Consider the following 22,557-nt stretch of genomic DNA (forward strand, 5'->3'; position numbering starts at 1 on the left):
ATGGGAGGAGGCGGCAGCGGGGCCGCGAAACGCCGCGCCCCTATCAGAAGCCCTGTTGCGGCGCAACAAAATTGCCGGTCAGTTGGGCGCTTTCACCGAGGCCGCCAGCGCGCGGTGCAAGACCGCGGGGTCGTAGCGCGAAGCGCGCTCGTGCCGCACCAGCCGCGGTGCCAGCTCGGCCGCGAAACCGGCGTGCCATTTGCGCAGCGCGGTGATCCAGCCGGGGGCGTCCGTGGCGCCATTGCCGAGACGCGCGAGATCGCGCGACGCCGCGAGCAGGTCGCCGCGCAGCTTGGCCTGGCCCGCGCCTGCGTAGCGCTCGTCGATCAGTCCCAGCTGGTGCCGCGCCGCCGCGATCAATTGCCGGCGCAGCACCGGGTCGTCCTCCGCCGCCTCGGCCCCCGCAATCGCCAGCCCGATCAGTCGCAGCTGGTCGGCCAAGCGGCGCGGCTGGACCGCCTCCGCCGGACAAGGGCCGACACTCTGCACATATGCCGCCAGCGCCCCCAGCATCGCCGGGCTCGGCTCGGCGCCCGAAAATTCCTCGACGACCAGCGCGCGGACGAAGCGCGGCAGCTCGGGATCGCCGGGCGCGCGCGACACCTTGCCCGGCATCGCGAGGTCGGGGATCGGCACCGGATCGAAATGCGCATTGGCGCGGTCAGGGCCGAAGAAGCTGTTGGTGACGTCCGCCGTCCCCGGCGCGCCCGATAGTTGCGGCATCTGGAAATGCGGATTGTTCCGCCCATTCCGATGGCAAGCGGCGCAGCTGAGTTCGGCCTTCGCCGCCTGGCCGCCGAGCAGCGCCGGGCTGTTGAACAAGGCCTCGCCCGCGACGAGCGTCGCCGGATCGGTGGCCGCGACGACATCGGCGCGCGGGCATTGGCGCGGCGCTTCTGCCAGCACCGCCCATTCGGCGCCCGGCGCGGTCCATTCGAGCGCGCGCGACGCGAACAGCCGGTCACGCGCCACGAGCGCGGCGGGGATCGCCGCCGCGACCAGCAGCGCCGCCGCTAGCCGGCGGATGGCTTCGCCTCGGCGATCCAGCGCCGCAGTTCGTCGGCCTCATAGCAGCCGAAGCCGCACAGGCTGTCGAGCCGCGCGAGATTGGCGCGCGCGCCGGCGAGGTCGCCGCGCTCGACCTTCAATTCGCCATAATATTCGAGCGCGCCGCGATGGTCGGGGGCGACCGCGAGCGCGGCGCGATAATAGCCCTCGGCGCGGTCGAACCGGCCGAGCTTGCGGTTCGCGAAGCCGACATAGATCAGGATGTCGGGGTGCGGCCCCGCCGCCCACAGCGCCGAATCGAGCAAGGCGATCGCCTCGTCGTAGCGATGCTCGTTGATCAGCCCGACCGCGGCCACATAGGTGCCGTCGACCGACGCAGCGCTCGCGAGCCGAACCTCGGGCCGCACGACCGCCGAGGACTGCGTTCCGGCCGCCTGCGCGGCTTCGATCGCAGCGATGGCGCCCGCGAGCTTGGCGGCGTCGGGGCAGCTTTCGGCGCAGGCTGCCTGCAGCGCGCGGATCGCCGCGAGCTGCTCGTCGACGCGCTTGCTATCGCCCGAGCGCGCGGCGGCGACGCCGAGGTCGCGGCGCGCCTCGATCAGCTTGCCGTCATATTTGACCGCGGCGTCGAGCGGGCGCACCGCTTTTTTGTAGTCGCCCGCGCCGAGCAGGCTGGCGCCGAGCATATATTGCGCCTGCGCGTTGCGCGGCACCGCGGCGACGACCTTGCGAAAGGCGCTGGCCGCTTCCTTATACTGGCCCGCCTGGAAGGCCGCGACGCCCTTCTGGTAATCAGCGGTCGGGTCGTAGGCCGAGGCGCTCGGCGCCGAACCGCCGCCGCCTCCCCCGCCGCCGCCGCCCGCCGCGAGCACTGGCGCGAACGCCAGCATCGACAGGGCCAGACCGAGTCCGATGGATCGCCGCATGACAGCCTCCTTGTATGAACAATGTCGCAGCGGCGCCGGGGCCGCCGGACGGGCCCGCAGCTTACGCCTGATCGTCGTGGCGGGCAACGATCTTGCCGACCTTCGCCCATATCGCGGAGGTTGCGGCTATGAAGTTTCAATAATTATTGAAGCTTCAGAAACTCACGGCTATACGAGTCGGCGTGGAACCATCCCCCACCCCCGACTCTCCATCGCCGCCGTTCCGGCTCTCCCCGCTTGCGCAGGCGTTCGTCCTGCATTTCGGCGAGATGGGGAGTCGCTGGGGGATCAACCGCACAGTCGGACAGATCTATGCGATGCTGTTCCTCGCCGACGCGCCGCGCCACGCCGAACAGATCAGCGAGGCGCTGAGCCTGTCGCGCGGCAGCGTGTCCATGGGGCTCAAGGAACTCGCGAGCTGGAACCTCGTCCAGCTGAAGCATCTGCCCGGGGACCGGCGCGACTATTATGCGACCCCGCGCGACGTCTGGGCGATCTTCCGCACCCTCGTCGAGGAGCGCAAGAAGCGCGAGATCGACCCGACGCTGACGACGCTGCGCACCCTGTTGATGGAGCCCGCGACCGACCCCGGCGACCGCTTCGCGCAGGAGCGGATCGCGGCGATGCACGAACAGATCGAGCTCTTGACCGACTGGTATGCCGAGATGGAGCGGCTCGACACCGAACGGCTGCTCCAGCTTTTGCGGCTGGGCGAGCGCGTGGTAAAAGCGCTCGAGTTCAAGGATCGCATGCTCGGCCGCGGGAAAGGCCGGATCGGGGAGCCTGACGATGGACGCACTTGACCCGCTGATCCTCGCGCGCATCCAGTTCGCGGCGAACATCAGTTTCCACATATTGTTTCCGACGATCACCATCGCGCTCGGCTGGGCGCTGCTCGGCTTCAAGCTCGCGTATAATCGCACGAAAGACGGCGCGTGGATGGACGCCTACCGCCTATGGGTGAAGGTCTTCGCGCTGAGCTTCGCGATGGGGGTCGTCTCAGGGATCACGATGAGCTTCCAGTTCGGCACCAACTGGCCGGGCTATATGGAAAAGGTCGGCAATGTCGCGGGGCCGCTGCTCGCCTATGAGGTGCTCACCGCCTTCTTCCTCGAAGCGGTGTTCCTCGGCATCATGCTCTTCGGCTTCAGCCGTGTGCCCAACTGGGTGCACACGCTCGCGACCTGCCTGGTCGCGGGAGGCACGACGCTGTCGGCCTTCTGGATCATCGTGCTCAACAGCTGGATGCAGACCCCGACGGGCTTCGAAATTCGCGACGGGGTGGTGCATGCGACCGACTGGTGGGCGATCGTCTTCAACCCGTCGATGCCGTACCGGCTGACGCATATGCTGCTCGCCTCGGCGCTCACCGTGTCCTTCCTGATCGCGGGGATGAGCGCGTGGCGCTGGCTCAAGGACGGCGGCGGCGAGGGCGTCAGACGCACGCTGAAGGCCGCCGTCTACGCCGCGGCGCTGCTGATCCCGGTGCAGATCTTCGTCGGCGACCAGCACGGGCTCAACACGCTCGAGCATCAGCCGGCCAAAATTGCGGCGATGGAGGCCAATTGGGAGACGCAGGCGCATATGCCGCTCGTCCTCTTCGCGATCCCCGACAGCGAGGCGCGCACCAACCATGTCGAGATCGCGATCCCCTCGGCGGGGAGCGTGATCCTGAAGCATAGCCCCGAGGGGGTCGTCCCCGGGCTCAACGACTATGTCGGCAACCACCCACCGGTCGGGCCGCTGTTCTGGGGTTTCCGGATCATGGTCGGGATCGGGGTGCTGATGCTCGCCGTGTCCTGGTATTCGGCCTGGCATATCCGCCGCCGCGGGGTCGACAAGCTGCCGCGCTGGCTGGCGCGCACCCTCGTCGCGATGACCTTCGCGGGCTGGGGCGCGACGCTCGCGGGCTGGTACGTCACCGAGATCGGACGCCAGCCGTGGCTGGTGACGGGCGTGCTCAGGACCGCCGATGCGGTCGGGCCGGTCGGGTCGACGATGGTCGCGGGTTCGCTGACGCTCTATCTCGCGGTCTATGTCGTGCTGCTCGCCGCCTATATCGCGGTGCTCTACCGGCTGGCAAGGCTGGGCAAGGCGGCGCCCGAGGCCAAGCCGATGTTCCCGCTGCCCGGCGTCGCGGCGGGGCCCGCCGAAGCGCTCGAAGAGGGAGCCAGGCCATGACCCCCTTCATCGATCCCTGGTGGCTGCCCGTGATCTTCGCGGGGCTGATGGGGCTGTCGATCCTGCTCTATGTCATCCTCGACGGTTACGACCTGGGCGTCGGCATGCTGACCCGGCTCGAGAAGGACGAGAATCGCGACCTGATGATCGCGTCGATCGGGCCCTTCTGGGACGCCAACGAAACCTGGCTGGTGCTCGGTATCGGGCTGCTGCTCGTCGCCTTCCCCGTCGCGCACGGGCTGATCCTGACCCAGTTGTACTTGCCCGTCGCGCTGATGCTCGTCGCGCTGATCCTGCGCGGGGTGAGTTTCGAATTCCGCGCCAAGGCGCCGCCCGAGCAGAAGCATCGCTGGGACCATGCCTTTTTCTATGGCTCGCTGCTCACCGCGCTGTGCCAAGGCTATATGCTCGGCGCCTATGTGCTGGGGTTCGACCAAAGCTTTACCTCGATACTCTTCTGCCTGCTCGCGGCGCTGGGGCTGGTCGCGGGTTACCTCTTCGTCGGCGCCTGCTGGCTGGTCTACAAGGTCGAGGGCGAGCTCCAGAAGCGCGCGGTGCGCTGGGCCGAATGGACCCTCTGGGCGACCGCGCTGGCGATGGCGATCATCTCGGTCGCGACGCCGCTCTTGTCGGAGCGCATCTTCGCCCGCTGGTTCCGCCTGCCCGAGATCATCGCGCTGCTGCCGATCCCGCTCGCTTCGGCGACGCTCTTCGTCGGACTCGCGATCTTCCTGCGGCGGCCCTTGCGCGAAAAGGACGAACTGTCGTGGGCGCCGCTCGCGACCGCGGGCATCCTCTTCGCCTTGGGCTTCGTCGGCATCGCCTACAGCTTCTACCCCTATCTGATCGCCGACCGGCTCGACATCTGGCAGGCGGCGGCGTCACCCGAATCGCTGAGCATCATCCTGATCGGCGCGCTGTTCGTGCTGCCGGTGATTTTGGGCTATTCGGTGCTGGCACACTGGATCTTCCGGGGGAAGGCGACGCATTTGAGTTACGAGTGAGGGGCTGTGGATCGGCCGGTTTGGGATGAGAAGCTGCCCTTTGACGATCCTCCCCGGAACGGGGAGGGGGACCAGCGAAGCTGGTGGAGGGGCACAGGCGGTTTGCCTTGCCGGTGAAGTGGCGCATTCCGGCTTCGTTGCCGGAAATGAGCGGCTTGTCGGTTTGGCGCCGCGCAAACCTCCCGTGCCCCTCCACCACCCGTCGGGTGGTCCCCCTCCCCCGTTGGGGGAGGATCGCTTATGGCCGCAACCGGTCGCTTGCCGACGTTCTGCCCGAATAGTGCCGACAGGTCGGGCTATTTTTGTTTCGCGCAAAGGCGCAAAGGCGCGAAGAGGTCGTGCTGGCCGCGAAGCGGCTTCTTCCTTCGATGCTGTGGCATGACGCGGCGGTGATGCGAAGGCGACCTTGCGGTTGCGAACCGGCCTCTTCGCGCCTTTGCGTCTTTGCGCGAAATCTATTTCGCCGACGCGGCAGAGCGTCACCCTGGGTCAGGCCCAGGGTGACGCTCGGGGTGTGTTCGCCAGACACGGCGACGAGGCGGCGTGATAGTCGGCGCCCCAGCGGCGATAGCCCGCGATGTCGATGTGGAAGCGTGTCACCTTGTAGATGCCGAGGCCGACGGCGAAGCGCGCGCCGGTGCGGGCGTGGAGGGGGCAGAGTTTGGCGATCAGCTCGGCGCGGCTGAAGGGGCGCACGGGGGTCAGGTCGAGCGCGGCGAAGCTAAGGTGGCGGCTGGCTTTCGCGCCCTTGAAGCAGGCGTTGGCGACGGGGTCGCGGTAGCCCGAGACGACGCGGACGGGGCCGGTGACGGGGACCAGCTCATCGCGGATATAGCGCAAGGTCGGTACCATCGCGGGCCAGAGGTTGCGCGGCGGAACGGCGAAGGGCTGGCCCGCCTTGCAGCGGCGCCAGCGCGCATCGCTGCGCAAGATATCGGCGAGCGGGAGGACGTCGGCGACGCCCTCCTTGCGGAAATAGGATTCGATCGCGGTTACATCGTCCTTTGCGGCGCCGAGGCGCCAGGCGGCGAAGAGGTCGGCGTCCTGCTGCGGCGCGACGCCGACGATCGGGGCGACCGAACGGGTGAGCAGCAGCCAGATAGCGGTCGCCGCGAGCCCGAGCAGCAGCGCGGCGAGCAGCGCGCGCTTCACAGCATCGCGACCAATCGCTCGACCTCTGCCGCGGCCTGCCGCGCGGCGCGCAGCAGGTTCGCATGGAAATCGCCGCCGCTGTCGCCATTGGCCTCGTCGGTCACCGCCTTGATCGCCGCCCAGGGCCTGCCCAGCCGCGCCGCGACCTGCGCGAGTGCGCCGACCTCCATATCGACGAGCGTCGCGCCGAGATTGGCCTTGAGGTCGGCCGCGGCGTCGGGGCAGGCGACGAAGCTGTCGCCGCTGGCGATGCGCGCGTGGCGGAGGCTGAGGCCCGGGTCGGGCATCGCGGCGAAATGCGCTTCCCCCGCCTCGCCGATCGGCCATTCGCCCGCGCGGTAGCGGCGGAAACGGCCGGGCTCGTTCGCGCCATAATCATGCTGCACCGCCTCGGCGAGCCAATAGGCGCGGCCGGGCTCGGCGCCGAGCGCGCCGCAGGTGCCGGTCATCAGCAATATATCCGCATCGGCGGCGAGCATGCCGGCGGCGAGCGCGGCGTTGACCTTGCCGAGTCCGCAGATGGCGACGGTGAGATTGTGGCCATGCGCGACGAGGCGGCGGACCGGGAATAGGCCGTGGATCGGGGTGCTGGTGCCCGCGAACAACGCGTCACCTTCTTCGGCGAGCGCGGCGAGGATGAGGAGGTTCATGGGGTGGGTTTAGCGGGTGCGGCGATCATCGCCAGCCTTGATGACGAGATTCGCGCAGAAGCGCAGAGGGCGCAGAGATTTTGGTTCACGCGGAGACGCGGAGGCGCGGAGAATCTATACTCGCCGTTTGCCCTGAGCTTGTCGAAGGGCTGTTCTCCCTTTCAGCGGCGGGAAGAAGAACGGTGCTTCGACAAGCTCAGCACGAATGGGAATCGGGAAGTCTCTCCGCGTCTCCGCGTGAATCTTGCGACGGTTGCTTGGTAACGCGACGCTGCTGACCCCTCCACCACTCGCTTCGCGACAGGGAGGATCATCTGCTTGCCAACTTCCCCTTCCCCCGCCATCGCTCACCCCATGCTCTCGCGCATCTTTCCCGACCGCTTCGTTCCCCTGCTCCTCGCGACAATCCTGCTCGCGAGCCTGCTTCCCGTGCGCGGCGCGGCGGTGCCGGTCGCCGAGGGGGTGTCGACCGCGGCGGTGACATTCCTCTTCTTCCTCAACGGCGTGCGGCTGCCGCGCGACGAGGTGCTGCACGGCATCCGCAACTGGAAGTTGCAGGGCGGCGCGCTCGCCTTCTGCTTCGGGGCGATGGCGCTGTTCGGGCTTGGCGCGCAGGCGGCGGCCGCGCCCTTCCTGCCCGCGACGCTCGCGCTCAGCTTTCTGTTCCTCGGCATATTGCCCTCGACGGTGCAGTCGGCAACCGCGGCGAGTTCGATGGCCGGGGGCAATGTCGCCGCGAGCGTCGTCGCGGCGGCCTTGCTCAACCTGATCGGGGTGATCGCCTCGCCCTTGCTGTTCGCGGGGCTGGCGGGGAGCGCGGGCGAAATCCACGGCGAGGCGGTGCTGCGCATCGTAGCGATCCTGCTGCTGCCCTTTGTCGCGGGGCAGCTGGTGCAGCGCTGGCTGCGCCCGTGGGTGCTGGCGCACAAGGAGCTGGCGACGTTCATGGATCGCAGCGCGATCGCGATCGCGGTCTATGTCGCCTTTTCGGCGGCGGTCGTCGCGGGCATCTGGCAATTGCTCGACGCGCGCGAAATCGGGATCGTGGGCGGCGTCGTCGCCGTCCTGCTCGCGCTGGCGTTCGGCGGCGCGTGGGCGTTCGGGGCGCTGCTCAAACTGGCGCGGCCCGACCGGATTACTTTGCTCTTTGCGGGGGCGCAGAAGAGCATCGCGGTCGGCGCGCCGCTCGCCGCGACGCTGTTTCCGCCGGCCATCGCCGGCATGGTGCTCGTCCCGATCCTCGTCTATCATATGGCGCAATTGATCCTCTCGGCGTGGATCGCACCGGGGCTGAGAAAGAATTAGCGGTGCCGGCCCGCTCCCCCACCCAGCCTCCCGACAGGGTATGCTATGGGAGGCTGGGTGGGGGAGCGGGCCGGCACCGCGACCATCATGGGTGTAGTGCTTGAATAACACAGGTCCGCATGCCATATAGGCGGGCGGCAAAGGGGTGGAAGGAAGACGAATGAGCGAACTGACCGCAACCGCGACGGCGACCGACGAGTTGAAACTGACGCCGCCCGAACCGCTGCCCCCTCTCGCCCCCGAAAAGGCGGCGGGCCTGGTGCCGCTGTCGAGCGAGCAGCGCACGAAGCTCGACGACCGCGTCGACAGCTTCATCGACGACCTGGTCGCGCAGGACGAGAATTCGCCCGCGTTCGGCCAGAAGATCGACCAGATCACCAATATGGGCCGCAAGGAAATGCTGGAGGCGGCGAACCAGTCGAACCGCTTCCTCGACCGCCCGATCAAGGCGATGGACCGCGACACCGACATCGGCAAGAATCTGATCGAGCTGCGCAACACCGTCGAACGGCTCGACCCGTCGGCGAACGGCAAGCTGCTCGACAAGCGCGGCTTCCTCGACAAGATCTTCGGCAGCAAGATCACCAATTATTTCGCGCAATATCGCAGCGCGCAGACGCATATCTCGGGCATTTTGACCGCGCTGACCAACGGCAAGGACGAGCTGTTGATGGACAATGCGGCGATCGACGTCGAACGGCGCAAGCTGTGGGAAGCGATGGGCAAGCTCGAGCAGATGATCCACATCGCGGGCAAGCTCGACGAGCGGCTCGAAGCCAAGGCGACCGAGCTCGACGGCACCAACCCCGCCAAGGCCAAGGTGATTCGCGAGAATGCGCTCTTCTATGCGCGCCAGCGCACGCAGGACCTGCTGACGCAAATGGCGGTGACGGTGCAGGGCTATCTCGCGCTCGATCTGGTCAAGAAGAACAATGTCGAGCTGGTGAAGGGCGTCGACCGCGCGTCGACCACCACGGTCGGCGCGCTCAAGACCGCGATCACCGTCGCGCAGGCGATGACCAACCAGAAGCTGGTGCTCGAACAGATCACCGCGCTGAACGCGACGACCGCGAACATCATCGACGGCACGTCGCAGATGCTGAAGGACAATACCGCGCGCATCCACGAACAGGCCGCGTCGAGCACGATCCCGATGGAGACGCTGCAGCGCGCCTTCCAGAACATCTACGACACGATGGACGCGATCGACACCTTCAAATTGAAGGCGCTCGACACGATGAAGACCACGGTCACCACGCTGGAGGGCGAGGTCGCCAAGTCGAAGGGCTATATCGCGCGCGCCGAGGGCGCGAGCCAGGCGCAGGCGAGCGTCGGCGGCGCCGCCAGCCCGCTCGCGGCGCTAGAGGGATAAGTGGCGACGATGACGATGAGCGAAGTCGACAAGGTCCGGCTGTCGGCCACCTCGGCGATCGAACGGTCGCGCGAGCGGCGGCGGCCGATCGGCACCAAGAGCGTCGCGCTGCGCCGCCAGCATCTGTACAAAAAGCTGGGCCGGATGCTGATCGCGGGCGGCGTCGTGCTGCTCGGCGCGGCGCTGTTCGGGGCGCTGATCCAGCCCTTGGGCTTCACCGGGCTACTCGCGCTGTTCGTGCTGCTGGTCGGGGTCGCGGTGCTGTTCGGCCGGTCGCCCTTTCCCGAGCCGCAGCAGGCCGACCTGCCCAAGGCCGACCTCAAGCAGCTCGCCGGGCGCACCGAAATCTGGCTCGAGGCGCAGCGCCCGGCGCTTCCCGCCCCGGCGCGCCAGCTGGTCGACGGGATCGGCGTCCAGCTCGACCTGCTCGCGCCGCAGCTCCAGACGCTCGACGCATCGAGCCCCGCGGCAGCAAACATCCGCAAGCTGGTCGGCGAGGACCTGCCCGAGCTGGTTGCGGGGTACCAGCGCATCCCCGCGGGGCTGCGCACCGAGGCGCACGCCGGGCGCACCCCCGACGAGACGCTGCTCGGCGGATTGAAGACGCTCGAAAGCGAGATCGGCCAAGCCGCGCGCAGCCTGGCGGCGGGCGAGCTCGACAAGCTCGCGACGCGCGAACGCTATCTGCAGCTCAAATATCAAGGGTTCGAGGGCGAGGACGCGCCGAGCGGCTGATCCGGCCCGTTAGCCTTCCGTCGCGGCGGGCAGCCGCGCGAGCGTGGCGAGCAATTGCGCCTGGCTGGTCGCGCCGGTCTTGCGGAATACGCCCTTGAGCAGGAAGCGCACCGCGTTGAGGCTTATCGCGCGCTGCGCTGCATAATCCTGCAGCGACTGCCCCGCGTCGAGCGCGACCGCCAGCCGCGCCTCGGCCGGGGTGAGCCCGAACCATTGCGCGATGCGGTCGACCGCGACCACCGGGGTTTCGCCGGGTGCGCTGCCCAGCGTGACGATCAGCGAGGCACCGAGCGCGATGCCGCCGATCTGCGGCACCGACTGGCGCGTGATCCGCGCGGCGAGCACCGGGCATTCCCTGCCGCCCTTGCCCAAAGCCTGGAAGGCGAGGCCCGCCGGGTTCGGACCCCGCAGCAGGTCGAGCATGACCTTCTGGCTCGCCGCGCTGGTGAAGGCGAAGCGGTCGCCCGCGAGGCGGACGAAGCCCGCGCGTTCATATTGCGCGGCGCGGCTGTTCGCGGCGAGGATATTGAGCTGGTCGTCGAGGCTGAAAATCGCGAAAGGCGCGGCGTCGGCGGCGGCGCGCGCCGCGCCCGCGGCGAGTTCGAGCGTCGCGAGCCGGTCGCTGATCCGCATCGCGCGCTGGATATGCGGCGCGAGCGTGCGCATGCCGCGCTTCAGCCGCTCGATGTCGCGGTCGCCGGGGCCCGGGATCATCAGCCCCAGATGCTCGCCGCCGCGCCGGTCGAGCAGCACCCCGACCAGCCGGTCGATGCCCCAGGGCGCCAGGAAATGGCGCGAGAATTCGGTCTCGGCGAACTCCGCGCGGGTCATGATGTCGTTGCTGTCGACGACGCTGCCATTGCCGTAGCGCATCATCTTGCGCGACCATTCGTGCCGTCCGGCATAGACCGCCGCATAGATTTCCTGCACCCCGGCGGCGAGCCCGGTCGCGGCGACGAAGCGCGCGGCGGGTGGATTGCTGCTTTCCCAGAGGAGGAAGGCGGCGTCCCAGCCGAGCGGACAGAGCGTGTTGGTGATCTGCGCGAGCGTCTCGTTCCAATGTTCGGGGTGCAGCACCGAATCATAGATTTCGCCGATCAGCCCGTTCAGGACGTCCCATTCGGCGGCGGCATTATGATCGGACGGAAAAGGCGAAAGCGGATCGTTCGGCATCGACATCCCCGGCAGGAAGATCGGTGGGCAGGCGCGGCGGCGCGGCGGAAAATCGCGCCATATCAATATATAGTCGCGGAAAGGAAAAAAGTTCGACTGCTACCCATATGGGTAGCGCGGGCCGGGGTCAAATCGGTCATTCCATGGGGGCGACCCAAAGGACAGGATGGCCCGAAAGGGCCATCCTGTTCGTTTGAAGCCCGCCGGGAAACCGGCGGGCTTCCTTTTCTTGGAGTCAGGCCGCGCCCGTAAAGTCCGCCCTGTCTAAATTGAACCCAAGAACGATTCGGTCTGAACAGGACAGACTCTAAACGCCGCGCAGCCGCTGCGTCCCGCCGAACCACAGCAGCAGGATCAGCAGCAGCGGCGGCGCGAAGCCCCATTGCGCCGGGCTGGCGAGCGGGGCGAGGAGCGGCGTGCCCGAGAGCAGCCACAGCCCGGCCAGCAGCGCCGCGACCGCGAGCGCTTCGAAAGCAAAGCTGGTCCAGAAGCGCGACCGCGCGCGGGCATAGGCCGCCTGCGCGTCGATCGCGCGGTCGACCTGCACCGCAAAGCCGCGGTCGCCGGCACGCGCCGGCGGCGCGAGCATCGCGCCCAGCATCGCATCGATGCGCATGTCGTCCGACCCGGTCATGCCGCTCCTCCTTCGCCGATCAGCTTCTGCGCCTTGGCGCGGCCGCGCAAGACCAAAGATTTGAGCGTGCCGAGCGGCAAGCCCATGATTTCGGCGGCGTCGCCGTGCGACCAGCCATGGCCGAAGCAGAGGGTGAGGGCGGCGCGTTCTTGTGCCGACAGTCCAGCGAGAAGGCGGCCGACGTCGATCGCGGCGTCGGTCGCGCCGTGCGGATTGCTGCTGGCCGGGCCATCCTCATCGCGCGCGGCCAGTTCCTCGCGCCGTTTCGCCGTGCGGCGCTGGTCGAGGAACAGGCGCCAGCCGATCCCCATGACCCACGCCGCATAGCTCCCCTGCCCGCGGTAATCGCCCGCGCGGCTCCACGCCCGGACGAAGGCCTCCTGCGCCAGGTCGTCGCCGTCGGCCTCGCTGCCCGCGGCACGCGCCAGGAAGGCGCGGAGGCGCCCCTCGTGCCGCAGCACGAGGAGCTGGAAAGCGGCGCGATCTCCCCCGGCAACGCGCTGGTTGAGGGCCCAATCTTCATCCGAGTTCAGCGGCCCGTTCCTCGGCAGCCGCGGCGCGCGCGAGGCGGCGGCGGACGAGCAGGGCAATGCCGACGAAGGCGGGGAACAGCGCGGCGCCGGCGGCGACGCGGATCACCTGTTCCTGCCCCTGGATCAGCCCGAAGCCCGCCATCGCAAGGCCGATCGCGAGCAGCACGAGGCCGTTGCGGTCTTCGTTGCCGCTGCCATTGGCCGTACCACCCGTCCATGGGCCGAGATGCTCATAGGGCTTGTTGAGTTTCTCGATCAGCGGCGTGACCGAGTCCGATTTCGCCTCGAGCGCGCGGCGGATCGAGCGGTGCATCATCCACGCGTGGATCAGCCGTGCGAGCAGGAAAAAGCCGATGACGAACAGCGCGACCATCGTGATATTTTCCATAAGGCGGAAAAAACTGTCGCTGACCGCAACCAGCTCGGTGGTCGGCGGCGGCGCGGGCAGATAGGCCGCGATATCGCGCGGGTCGATATAGGCCGCGACGTCGGCGGGGCTGATCGCTTGCGCGGGCATCGCCTGCGCGGGGACGGCGACCGGAACGGCGGCCGCGGCGGCGGGCGGAACGGCCGGCGGGGCGGCGGTGGCGGCAGCTTGGGTCGCGGCCAATAGATGGAACATCGTCTTTCTCCCTGCATGCCCCGGGGCATGGTGAAACCACAGGCGGCGACCGCGAGCAAGGCCGCTTCACCGGGCCGCCCCGGGGAGAGCGGAGGACCGGCTGGGAACCGCGTCGCGGTCGCCGCAAGGACCGGCTGTATGGGCCGGTCAGGGAGTAGACGGTGCGGGGGAAAGGTTTGGATGCGGGGTGGGAGGAAATTTTTGCGCGTGCCCCCCTTCCCTGAAAGGGAGGGGTAGCGAGACTTGGTTCGGCGCAGCCGGACCTAGTCGCAGCTAGGGGTGGGTCGGAAGGATGGCGCGGGCGCTTGCCATCCACCCACCCCCAACCCCTCCCTTTCAGGGAGGGGAGCTACGTGGCGTTCCACCGCCCGCCCAGCGCGCGGAACAGATCGACCTGCGCGTCGGCAATCCGCGCGTCGGCGAGCGCCAGCGCGCCTTCGGCTTCGGCAAAGGTCCGCTCGGCGTCGAGCGCCGCGAGGCCGTCGATCGCGCCTTCGCGCTGCTGCGCGCGGGTGATGCGCACCGCGATCCCGGCCTCGTCCCGCGCCGACTGCAGCGCGGTGCGGCGACCCAGCATATGCGCGTAGCCCGAGAGCGCTGTCTCGGTCTCCTCGAGCGCGCGCAGCACGGTGCCGTCGAAGGTCGCGAGTGCGGCCTGCGTATCCGCCTCGGCGCCTTCGATGCGCGCACGCGTCGCTTCCTGATTGAGGAAGTTCCAGCTGATCAGCGGCCCCAAGAGCCAGCGCAGCGGGCCGCCGCCGAACAGGTCGCCAAGGCCGGAGCTGGTCTGCCCGACCGAAGCGCCGAGGGTGACCTTCGGATAAAGATCGGCGGTCGCGACCCCGATGCGCGCGGTCGCGGCAGCGAGGCGGCGTTCGGCGGCGGCCACGTCGGGCCGGCGCGCGAGCAAGGCGGCGCCGTCGCCGACCGGGATCGGCTGGTCGAGGCGCAAGGTCGTCGTGCGCGCCGCCGCGATCGGTGGCAAGTCCGCCGGAGTGCGCCCGGTGAGCGTCGCGAGGCGGAACAAGGCGGCGTCGCGCTCGGCAGCGATCGCGGGGATGTCGGCGGCGCGCTGGTTGCGCAAGGCCGCGACGCGCGCGGTGTCGAGCCGGGTCGTCAGCCCGACCTCGGCGCGGCGCGCGGTGAGCTTCACCGACTGGTCGAGCAAGGCGACGATCTTCTCGGCGACCGCCAGCCGCTCGGCTGACGAGGCGGCGTCGGCATAGGCACGCGCGGTTTCGGCGACGATCGTCACGCGCACCGCGTCGGCGTCGGCCTCGGCGGCAGCGAGGTCGCCGCGCGCGGCCTCGACCCCGCGGCCGACGCGGCCGAACAGGTCGACCTCGTACCCGACGCTGAGCCCGGCATCGACCTGCCAGCCCTCGCGGTCGGCGCCCGCGGGCACCTGCCCTTCGCTGGCGCGGCCGTAGTTGGCGCCGGCGCTGAGGTTGGTGCTCGGCAGGCGGTCGCCGCGGACTTCGCGCAAGGCGGCGCGCGCCTTGGCGATGCGCGCCACCGCAACGCGGACGTCGGTGTTGGCGGCGAGCGCGTCGGTCACCAGTCCGTCGAGCACCGGGTCGTTATAGAGCCGCCACCAATTGGCGTCGGCGGGCGCGGTGCTGGTGACCCCCGCTTTCGTCGAGAGGAAGGGGCCGGACGCCGTCACGGGGGAGGGGGGTGTGGCGAAGTCCGGCCCGACCGCGCACGCCGCAAGGGTCAGCGCGGATACGGTGGCGATGAGAAAATTGCGCATGGGCTTTCTCCTTATTCGGCGGGCTGCAGCACGGGATCGGCGGCGCTACCGCGGCCGCGGCGGGCGGCGATGCGGTCGCCGAGCGTGCGGCAGACGACATAGAAGCTGGGCGTGTAGACGAGCCCGAAGAAGGTGACCCCGATCATGCCATAGAAGACCGCGGTGCCGAGCGCCTGACGCAGCTCGTATCCCGGCCCAGAGGCCCAGACGAGCGGCGCCACGCCGAGGATGAAGGCGAAGCTGGTCATCAGGATCGGGCGGAGGCGCGCGCGGGCTGCCGCGACCGCCGCCTCGACCACCGTCGCCCCGCGTTCCTCGGCCTGCTTGGCGAATTCGACGATCAGGATCGCATTTTTCGCGGCGAGCGCGATCAGCACGATGAGGCCGATCTGGGTCAGGATATTATTGTCGAGACCGCGCAGATTCACCCCCGCCATCGCGGCAAGCAGCGTCATCGGCACGATCAGGATGATCGCGAGCGGCAGCGTCAGGCTTTCGAACTGCGCGGCGAGCACGAGGAAGACGAACACGACCGACAGCGCGAAGATCAGCGCGGCGACATTGCCCGCCGCCTTTTGCTGGAAGGCCAGATCGGTCCATTCGGCCGAGAAGCCCGCGGGCAGATCTTCGGCGATCTTTTCCATCACCGAAATCGCCTGGCCCGTCGAATAACCGGGTGCGGTCTCGCCATCGACCTCGACCGCGGGGAAGAGGTTGTAGCGGGTGACGCGATAGGGGCCGGTCCGGTCGCTGAAGGTCGCGACCGCGCCGAGCGGCACCATCTCGCCCGTGTTCGAACGCGTCTTGAGCTGCGCGATGTCCGACGGATCGTCGCGCGCCGCGGCCTCGGCCTGCGCGGTGACGCGGAAGGTGCGCCCGAGCAGGTTAAAGTCGTTGACGTATGCCGAGCCGAGATAGACCTGCAGCGCCTCGAACACGCGCGCCGGCGGCACCCCGAGCATGTCGGACTTGGCGCGGTCGATGTCGGCGTACACACGCGGCGTCGCGGTATTGTAGAGGGTGAAGACATTGGCGAGCTCGCGCTGCTGGTGCGCGGCGCCGATCAGCTGGCCGCCCGCCTGTTCGAGCGCCTGATAGCCGGCGTCGCTGCGGTCCTGCACGATCATGCGGTAACCGCCGCCATTGCCGATGCCCTGGATCACCGGCGGCGGGATGACGAACACGAAGGCGTCGTTCACGTCGGCGAGCGCCGCGCGCATGTCGTTCTCGATATTGGCCTCGGTCCGGTCGGTGCCCGCACGTTCCGAAAAGGGCTTGAAGGTGACATAGGCCGCGCCGGCGTTCGACGCCTGGGTACCCGAGGCGCCGTCGAAGCCGGCAAACATCACCGCCGCCTCGGTGCCGGGCACCTCGAGCAGCTTCTTCACCACTTTCTTGAGCACCGCATCGGTCTGCTGGATCGAGCTGCCCGGGGGGAGCTGGATCGCGGCGAGGGCATAGCCCTGGTCCTGCGCGGGGACGAAGCCCGCGGGGGTCGCCCAGAAGATCGCCGCGGTCGCCACGATCAGCGCGCCATAGGTGGCAAAGGCCTTGCGCGGAGCGGCAACGATGCGGCGCGCGGCCTGGGCATACCAGTCGCTGAGCCGGTCAAAGCTGCGGTTGAAGCGGTCGCCCGCCTGCCAGGCATAACGCCGCCACCCCGACGCGGGGGCTTCGGTGGCGCGCGGGCGCAGCAGCATCGCGGCAAGCGCGGGCGACAGGGTGAGCGAGAGGATCAGCGAGATCACGGTGGCGGTGGCGATCGTCACCGCGAACTGGCGATAGAATTCGCCGGTGATCCCGGTGAGGAAGGTCGTCGGCACGAACACCGCGCAGAGCACGAGCACGATCGCGACGAGCGCGCCCGACACCTCGTCCATCGAGGTGTGCGCGGCTTCGCGCGGAGACAGGCCATGCTCCATATTGCGTTCGACATTCTCGACCACGACGATCGCGTCGTCGACGACGATGCCGATCGCGAGCACCAGCCCGAACATCGATAGCGTGTTGAGCGAATAGCCGAGCGCGGCGAGCACCGCGAAGGTGCCGATCAGCGACACGGGGATGGCGATGACGGGGATGATCGCGGCGCGCCAGCTTTGCAGGAAGATGAGGATGACGAGGACGACGAGGACCATCGCCTCGAGCAGGGTCGCCTGCACCGCCGACATCGATTCGCTGATGAACTCGGTCGGGTTCCAGATGATCCGGTACTCGAGCCCTTTGGGGAAGCTTTTCGACGCCTCGGCGAGCTGCGCCTTCACCCCCTCGGCGGCGGCGAGCGCGTTGGTGCCCGGCCGCTGGGTGATGCCCATGATGATCGAATCCTGGCCCGACAGATAGGCGTTCACGCCATAATCCTCGGCCCCCAGTTCGACGCGCGCGACGTCGCTGAGGCGCGTGATCGCGCCGTCGGGCGCGGTGCGCACGATGATATTCGCGAATTCGCCGGCGGTCTTGAAGCGGCCCTGCGTCTCGACGCTGAGTTGGTGCGCGGCGCCGGTGTCGAAGGGCGGCTGGCCGACGGTGCCGGCGGCGACCTGGACATTCTGTTCGCGCAGCGCCGACACGATGTCGCCCGCGGTCAGATTGAGCGCAGCGGCGCGGCCGGGGTCGATCCACACGCGCATCGCATAGTCGCGAGCGCCGAACACCTGGACGTCGCCGATGCCGTCGACGCGGGTCAGCCGGTCCTTGAGCTGGGTCAGCGCATAGTTGGAGACATAGCTGCGATCGAGCGAGCCGTCGGGCGACAGCACGTTGACCGCCATCAGCCACGAGGGCGAGGTCTTGCGCACGACGACGCCCTGCCGCCGCACTTCCTCGGGCAGGCTGGGTTCGGCGAGCGCGACGCGGTTCTGGACGAGCACCTGCGCGGTGTCGAGATCGGTGCCGAGCTTGAAGGTGACGGTGATCGTCAGCCGCCCGTCGCCGGTCGATTGCGACGACTGGTAGAGCATATTGTCGACGCCGTTGATCTGTTGCTCGATCGGCGCGGCGACGGTGTCGGCGACGGTTTCGGCCGAGGCGCCGGGATAATTGGCGCTGACCGTCACCGTCGGCGGGACGACCGCGGGGAATTGCGACACCGGCAGCCCGAAATAGGCGAAGGCGCCGACGATGGTGATGATGATCGCGATCACGCCCGCGAAGATCGGGCGGCGGATGAAGAAATGGCTGAGACGCATGGCGAGCCTCCTCGGCCCGTGGGGGCCGGCAAGATGGTGCAATCGGGGTGGGCGACGCCGCGCCGGACGGTCCGGCGCGGCGGGTCACCTTACGGAGCCAGTGTGGCCTGCGACGCGGCGGGCGACTGCCCGGCGCCGGCGGGCGCGGCGGGCGCGGCCTTGGGCTGGATCGTCGTAGGCTTTGCCGTCACCTTGGCGCCCGGCTGGGCGAACTGGATGCCCTGCACGATCACCCGGTCGTCGGCCTTCAGCCCCGAGCGGATGACGCGCAGCCCGGCGACGAGCGGGCCGGTCTCGACCGGCCGCGCGGCGACGGTGCCGTCCTTGCCGACGACGAACAATTGCTTGCGCGCCTGGTCGGTGCGCACCGCGGCATCGGGGACGAGCAAGGCCGACACCGTCCCGCCCTGCGCGAGGCGCATGTTGCCGAACATCCCGGGGGTCAGGAAATAGTCGGGATTGTCGATCACCGCGCGGACGCGCAGCGTGCCCGAATTGGCGTTGATCGCATTGTCCGAGAAATCGACGCGGCCCTTCCAGCGATAATCGCTCTCGTCCTGCAGCCGGATCTCGACCTGCTGCGCCGCCGCGCCGCCGGCCTGGCGTTCGCGCTGCGCCTTGAGGAACAAAGCCTCCGAACTGTCGAAGTTGAAATAGATCGGGTCGAGCGCGTTGATCGTGGTCAGCAGGCTGCCGCCCGCCCCCTCGCCCGCGGCGACGAGGTTGCCCGAGTCGACGCGGCGGTCGGAGATGCGGCCGCCGATCGGCGCGCGGACCTGGGTGAATTCGACGTCGAGCGACCGCGAGCGCACGCGGGCATCGGCCGCGGCGAGCGCCGCCGACGCGGCGCGGACGCGGGCGTTGAGCTGATCGAGGTCGCTCTGCGACACCGCCTCGTCGGCAATCAGCCGGTTGGCGCGCGCGAGGTTGACGCGCGCGAGTTCAAGGTCGCTGCGCGCGCTCGCGGCATCGGCGCGCGCCTCGGCGAGCGCGGCGTTGAACGGCCGCGCGTCGAGCGTGAAGAGCAATTGCCCCTTGCGGACGATCTGGCCGTCGGTGAAATGCACGCCGACGAGCTGGCCCGAGACGCGCGGACGCACCTCGACCGCGCGGCTCGCCTCGAAGCGGCCGACATAATCGTCCCACTGGGTGATGTCGCGCACCAGCGGCGCGGCGACGGTGACGACCGGGAGCGGGGGCGCGGCGACCGCTACGTTGTCGCGCGTCGAGAGCGCGTAACCGCCGGCGGCGACGAGCGCGAGCGGCAGGCCGATCAGCGCGCGGCGACGCCAGCGGCTCGGGGTCTTGGCGGGGGTGGAGGCGGTGCCGGGGGCGAGTTCGACCTCCCGCGCTTTCGCGCGGTCGAAGGGGGAGAGCATGTTCATGGTTGTTACTTTCGGAAGAGGCGGCTGCTGAGCACTTCGGCGACGCGGCGGCCGAGCAGGTCATAATGGTCGGTGGTGAAGCCGGCGGCGAGGAACTCGCCGATCTGCCCCGAGGTCACGGCATAGCCATGGTGCCAGGTCAGCACCGCCATGCGGCGCAGCGCTTCCAGCCGGGAATCGGCGAGGCGGCGGTTGTAGCTTTCGCCGAAGATCGCGCCGAGCAGCTTGCCGACGCGGCCGGGTTCGCGAAGCGATGATGGCCGGTCGTGACGCGCGAGCATCACGACCGACCATTCGAGCGCCGAAAAGCCAGCGGGTTTGGCTTTCGGCGCTGCCGGCGCCGCCACGGGGGCAAGGGCGGCGATCCGGGAGAGGGAAGCCCGAGAAGGGATGGGCGCAAAATCGAGCGCTTCGTTGACGGCAAGATAGGCCATGGCGGATCCTCCTTGGATGGGGGTGCCGGGCGCAAGGGGGCTCAGGCCCCGGGACGCTTGCGCCCGGCGAGGGGAGATTTCGGATGAGCGAAAGGGTTCGGCGCCAAGGCGGTGCCGATCGGTCTCGCGAGAATTTGCAGTTATTTGCCCGGGTGGTCCCTAGGCGGTTCTACATGTCCGTTTGCGCATCGGCGTTCCCTTCGCGTCCTCGCAGCCGTCCGAACCGTCCAGCCACCTTCTGTACTGTCCGGTATATATAATCTGGATCAGCCTTGGTCAAGAGTTATATACCGGCCGGTACGAAATATTTTTAATCGAGCGTTCAGTTCAGCTTTCAGGGGCTGGGCCAGAGCGTCATGCTGGTGTCGACCAACCGCTCGAGCTCGGCATGGGTCGCGCCCGCGCCGGCCTGCACCGTGATGCCCTGGAGCAGCGCATAAAGCACGCTGGTCAGCCCCTCGGCATCGACATGCACCGGCAGATCGCCCTCGGCCTTGGCGCGTTCGAAGCGCTCGACGAGCAGGCGCTGCGACGAGGCGCGGCGGCGCACGACATCGGCCTTGATCGACTCGGCCTCGGGGCTGCACGCGAGCGAGCTGATGAGGCCCATGCACCCCTTGGGGTCGCTGGCGCCGCCATGGACGTCGATCGCGTTGCGGAGATAATATTCGGCGACCTTGCGCGCGGTCGGCTGTTCGAGCGCGGCGCGGCCATATTCGAGCTTTTCCTGCTCATAGAGGTCCAACGCTTTGTGAAACAAGGCTTCCTTGTTGCCGAAGGCGGCGTAGAGGCTGGGCTTGGTGATCCCCATCGCCTCGGTCAGGTCGGTCATCGAGGCGCCGTCATAACCCTTCGCCCAAAAGACGTGGAGGGCTTCGGCAAGCGCCTGGTCGACGCAGAATTCGCGCGGACGGCCCTTCGGGGCGGAGATGACATCCTGTTCCATAACGGTCGGTATATAATGGAGTGCCCGCAAAAGTCCAGAGGCGGTGCGATTGCGTCATCGGATCGTCCTCACCCTTCCCACCGGCTTTGCCGGCGCCTCCCTCCCTCTCCCGTCGGGAGAGGGAGGGAGGCGCGAAGTGCCGGAAGGGTGAGGGTTGGGCGTCGCTTCTACAACCCCTCGCCCCCCGTCCAGTGCGCGTTGACCAGCCGCCGCGCGAGCGCGCTGACCTGGGTGCGGATGTCGGGCACCGCGACGACCTCCCACAAATCGCCGCGCGTCATCGGCCCGATCGCGAGGATATGCTCGGCGGGGCGCCCGTCGCGGTTCATGACATGGCCGTCGCGGTCGATGTCTAGCCCGAGGCGCAGCGCATCGGGGCGGATCGCGCCCTGTTTGAGCAGGCGGCGGACGAGCAGGTCGGTCGCGCGTAGCAGGTCGCCCTGCGGCCCGGTGCAGTTGATGATCCGCGCGACGTCGAGCCGCTGCGATCGCGCCTCGCCCCGCGCGCGCCAGTGGACCGCGACGCTTTCGGGCTCGCTGACAACATCGTCGATCTTGCCAGCACGAAAGATCAGCTGACGGCTGCGGATCAGCCCGTCGATGCGGTCGGCGACCTCGGGCGCGAGGCGGTGGCGGTGGATGTCCCAGAAGGGACGCAGATGGCGCAGGAAGCGCGCGCGCTTCGCCGCATCGGCCGAGGCCCACATCATCTGGGTGATCGGGCGCACCGAATCGACCGCAAGCCGCCAGTCGCCCGCCTTCGCCTCCTGCCGCGCCCAGCGCACCAGTTCGGACAATTCGGGCGCGGGCTTGGCGAGCACGGGGCGCGCCGGCGCGAGCCCGTCGACATGGCGATGCGGGCGCAGGCCGCGGCGCGACATCGCGACGATCTTGCCGTCGAAGCCGTTCGACGCGAGGCGCAGGATGACGTCGATCGCGGTGAGCCCGGTGCCCACGACGAGCACCGTCTGGTGCCGGCGCAGCCCCTCGGCGAGCGGGCTGGCCCAAGGGTCGCCGATATAGCGCCAGGGGGTCAGCCCCGCGCCCGCGATCGCGGGGTGGTCGTGCGGCGGGAGGTTGCCGATCGCGAGCACGGCCTTGTCAGCCTCGACCAGCCCGCCGTTGACGAGGCCGAGCGTGACCTTGCCGTGGCGCTCCTCGATATCGAGCACCTCGTCGTCGATCAGCTGCAGGCGGCGGCCGTATTTTTCCATCGCCGCAGCGAGCGTCTCGCGCAGATATTGGCCATAGGTCGCGCGGTTGACGAAGGCCTTATCGCAGCCCAATCCGCGCGCGGCGAGCCAGTCGCAGAAATGGCCGGGGCGATCGGGAAAGGCGCTCATATTGCCCGCGCGGACGTTGAGCAGATGCCCGGCGTCGAAGCTGCTGTACGCGACCCCGGCGCCCATGCGCCGCCGATCGCGCTCGATCAGCAGCACCTCGACATCCTCCTGCTCGAGCAGGTTGATCGCGAGCAGGGTGCCCGAAAAGCCCGCGCCGACGATGGCGACGCGCGAGACGGTGCGAAAGCGCGGGCGCGGACCCTGCAGCATGGT

General features: G+C 68.8%; 20 protein-coding genes. 6 read left to right on the top strand and 14 right to left on the bottom strand.

Annotated features, from left to right (window positions below; genetic code table 11):
• Positions 1 to 78: 78 nt before the first annotated feature.
• Together AC1RNQ_RS02845 and AC1RNQ_RS02850 are read right to left on the bottom strand one after the other, a co-directional pair.
• Positions 79 to 972, bottom strand: a complete 894-nt coding sequence (locus AC1RNQ_RS02845; protein ID WP_493168759.1) for a hypothetical protein — start codon at positions 970 to 972, stop codon at positions 79 to 81.
• Positions 973 to 1,013: 41 nt separating this feature from the next.
• Entirely contained in the window at positions 1,014 to 1,934 is a 921-nt protein-coding gene (locus AC1RNQ_RS02850) for a tetratricopeptide repeat protein (RefSeq protein ID WP_493168760.1), read from the bottom strand.
• Between the two features lie 182 nt (positions 1,935 to 2,116).
• Between AC1RNQ_RS02850 and AC1RNQ_RS02855 the strand changes: the two genes are divergently transcribed.
• The 3 genes from AC1RNQ_RS02855 to AC1RNQ_RS02865 are packed head-to-tail and all read left to right on the top strand — an operon-like array spanning position 2,117 to position 5,119.
• On the top strand, positions 2,117 to 2,737 hold the full coding sequence (locus AC1RNQ_RS02855; RefSeq protein ID WP_493168761.1) for a GbsR/MarR family transcriptional regulator: 621 nt from the start codon (positions 2,117 to 2,119) through the stop codon (positions 2,735 to 2,737).
• Complete coding sequence (locus AC1RNQ_RS02860) at positions 2,724 to 4,115, top strand: cytochrome ubiquinol oxidase subunit I (RefSeq protein ID WP_493168763.1); 1,392 nt, start codon at positions 2,724 to 2,726, stop codon at positions 4,113 to 4,115. The genes AC1RNQ_RS02855 and AC1RNQ_RS02860 overlap by 14 nt, the downstream gene beginning before the upstream one ends.
• Positions 4,112 to 5,119, top strand: coding sequence for a cytochrome d ubiquinol oxidase subunit II (locus tag AC1RNQ_RS02865; protein ID WP_493168765.1), 1,008 nt, complete (start codon positions 4,112 to 4,114; stop codon positions 5,117 to 5,119). The genes AC1RNQ_RS02860 and AC1RNQ_RS02865 overlap by 4 nt, the downstream gene beginning before the upstream one ends.
• Positions 5,120 to 5,608: 489 nt before the next feature.
• Here AC1RNQ_RS02865 and AC1RNQ_RS02870 read toward each other — a convergent pair whose 3' ends face one another.
• On the bottom strand, positions 5,609 to 6,271 hold the full coding sequence (locus tag AC1RNQ_RS02870) for a D-Ala-D-Ala carboxypeptidase family metallohydrolase (protein WP_493168767.1): 663 nt from the start codon (positions 6,269 to 6,271) through the stop codon (positions 5,609 to 5,611).
• Entirely contained in the window at positions 6,268 to 6,921 is a 654-nt protein-coding gene (locus AC1RNQ_RS02875) for a 5'-methylthioadenosine/S-adenosylhomocysteine nucleosidase family protein (protein ID WP_493168769.1), read from the bottom strand. The genes AC1RNQ_RS02870 and AC1RNQ_RS02875 overlap by 4 nt, the downstream gene beginning before the upstream one ends.
• A 354-nt stretch (positions 6,922 to 7,275) precedes the next feature.
• On the opposite strand from AC1RNQ_RS02875, the gene AC1RNQ_RS02880 reads away from it, so the two are divergent.
• The 3 genes from AC1RNQ_RS02880 (at position 7,276) to AC1RNQ_RS02890 (ending at position 10,333) form a co-directional block, all read left to right on the top strand.
• A complete protein-coding gene (locus AC1RNQ_RS02880; RefSeq protein ID WP_493168771.1) occupies positions 7,276 to 8,226 on the top strand; it encodes a bile acid:sodium symporter family protein in 951 nt (316 codons plus the stop codon).
• A gap of 160 nt (positions 8,227 to 8,386) precedes the next feature.
• Entirely contained in the window at positions 8,387 to 9,598 is a 1,212-nt protein-coding gene (locus AC1RNQ_RS02885; RefSeq protein WP_493168773.1) for a toxic anion resistance protein, read from the top strand.
• Between the two features lie 9 nt (positions 9,599 to 9,607).
• A complete protein-coding gene (locus AC1RNQ_RS02890) occupies positions 9,608 to 10,333 on the top strand; it encodes a hypothetical protein (protein WP_493168774.1) in 726 nt (241 codons plus the stop codon).
• A 9-nt stretch (positions 10,334 to 10,342) separates the two neighbouring features.
• Here AC1RNQ_RS02890 and AC1RNQ_RS02895 read toward each other — a convergent pair whose 3' ends face one another.
• The 10 genes from AC1RNQ_RS02895 to AC1RNQ_RS02940 all read right to left on the bottom strand — a co-directional run bounded on the left by AC1RNQ_RS02895 (position 10,343) and on the right by AC1RNQ_RS02940 (position 22,554).
• Positions 10,343 to 11,506, bottom strand: a complete 1,164-nt coding sequence (locus AC1RNQ_RS02895; RefSeq protein WP_493168776.1) for a helix-turn-helix transcriptional regulator — start codon at positions 11,504 to 11,506, stop codon at positions 10,343 to 10,345.
• Between the two features lie 307 nt (positions 11,507 to 11,813).
• Positions 11,814 to 12,140: a hypothetical protein gene (locus tag AC1RNQ_RS02900; protein ID WP_493168777.1), complete on the bottom strand. Its 327-nt coding sequence runs from the start codon at positions 12,138 to 12,140 to the stop codon at positions 11,814 to 11,816.
• Positions 12,137 to 12,730, bottom strand: a complete 594-nt coding sequence (locus AC1RNQ_RS02905; protein ID WP_493168778.1) for an RNA polymerase sigma factor — start codon at positions 12,728 to 12,730, stop codon at positions 12,137 to 12,139. The genes AC1RNQ_RS02900 and AC1RNQ_RS02905 overlap by 4 nt, the downstream gene beginning before the upstream one ends.
• Positions 12,660 to 13,295, bottom strand: coding sequence for a hypothetical protein (locus AC1RNQ_RS02910; protein ID WP_493168779.1), 636 nt, complete (start codon positions 13,293 to 13,295; stop codon positions 12,660 to 12,662). The genes AC1RNQ_RS02905 and AC1RNQ_RS02910 overlap by 71 nt, the downstream gene beginning before the upstream one ends.
• 349 nt (positions 13,296 to 13,644) lie before the next feature.
• Positions 13,645 to 15,048, bottom strand: coding sequence for an efflux transporter outer membrane subunit (locus AC1RNQ_RS02915; protein WP_493168780.1), 1,404 nt, complete (start codon positions 15,046 to 15,048; stop codon positions 13,645 to 13,647).
• Positions 15,049 to 15,059: 11 nt separating this feature from the next.
• On the bottom strand, positions 15,060 to 18,236 hold the full coding sequence (locus AC1RNQ_RS02920) for an efflux RND transporter permease subunit (protein WP_493168781.1): 3,177 nt from the start codon (positions 18,234 to 18,236) through the stop codon (positions 15,060 to 15,062).
• 89 nt (positions 18,237 to 18,325) lie between these two features.
• Positions 18,326 to 19,621 (bottom strand): efflux RND transporter periplasmic adaptor subunit, encoded by a 1,296-nt coding sequence (locus AC1RNQ_RS02925; RefSeq protein WP_493168782.1) that lies wholly within the window; start codon positions 19,619 to 19,621, stop codon positions 18,326 to 18,328.
• A 5-nt stretch (positions 19,622 to 19,626) separates the two neighbouring features.
• Entirely contained in the window at positions 19,627 to 20,055 is a 429-nt protein-coding gene (locus AC1RNQ_RS02930) for a hypothetical protein (protein WP_493168783.1), read from the bottom strand.
• Between the two features lie 334 nt (positions 20,056 to 20,389).
• The gene (locus AC1RNQ_RS02935; protein ID WP_493168784.1) at positions 20,390 to 21,001 is read right to left on the bottom strand and encodes a TetR/AcrR family transcriptional regulator; all 612 of its coding nucleotides are present in this window, start codon (positions 20,999 to 21,001) and stop codon (positions 20,390 to 20,392) included.
• Positions 21,002 to 21,168: 167 nt separating this feature from the next.
• The gene (locus tag AC1RNQ_RS02940) at positions 21,169 to 22,554 is read right to left on the bottom strand and encodes an FAD/NAD(P)-binding protein (protein WP_493168785.1); all 1,386 of its coding nucleotides are present in this window, start codon (positions 22,552 to 22,554) and stop codon (positions 21,169 to 21,171) included.
• Positions 22,555 to 22,557: the final 3 nt, after the last annotated feature.

This window comes from Sphingopyxis sp. GW821-FHT12F08, from assembly GCF_058806755.1.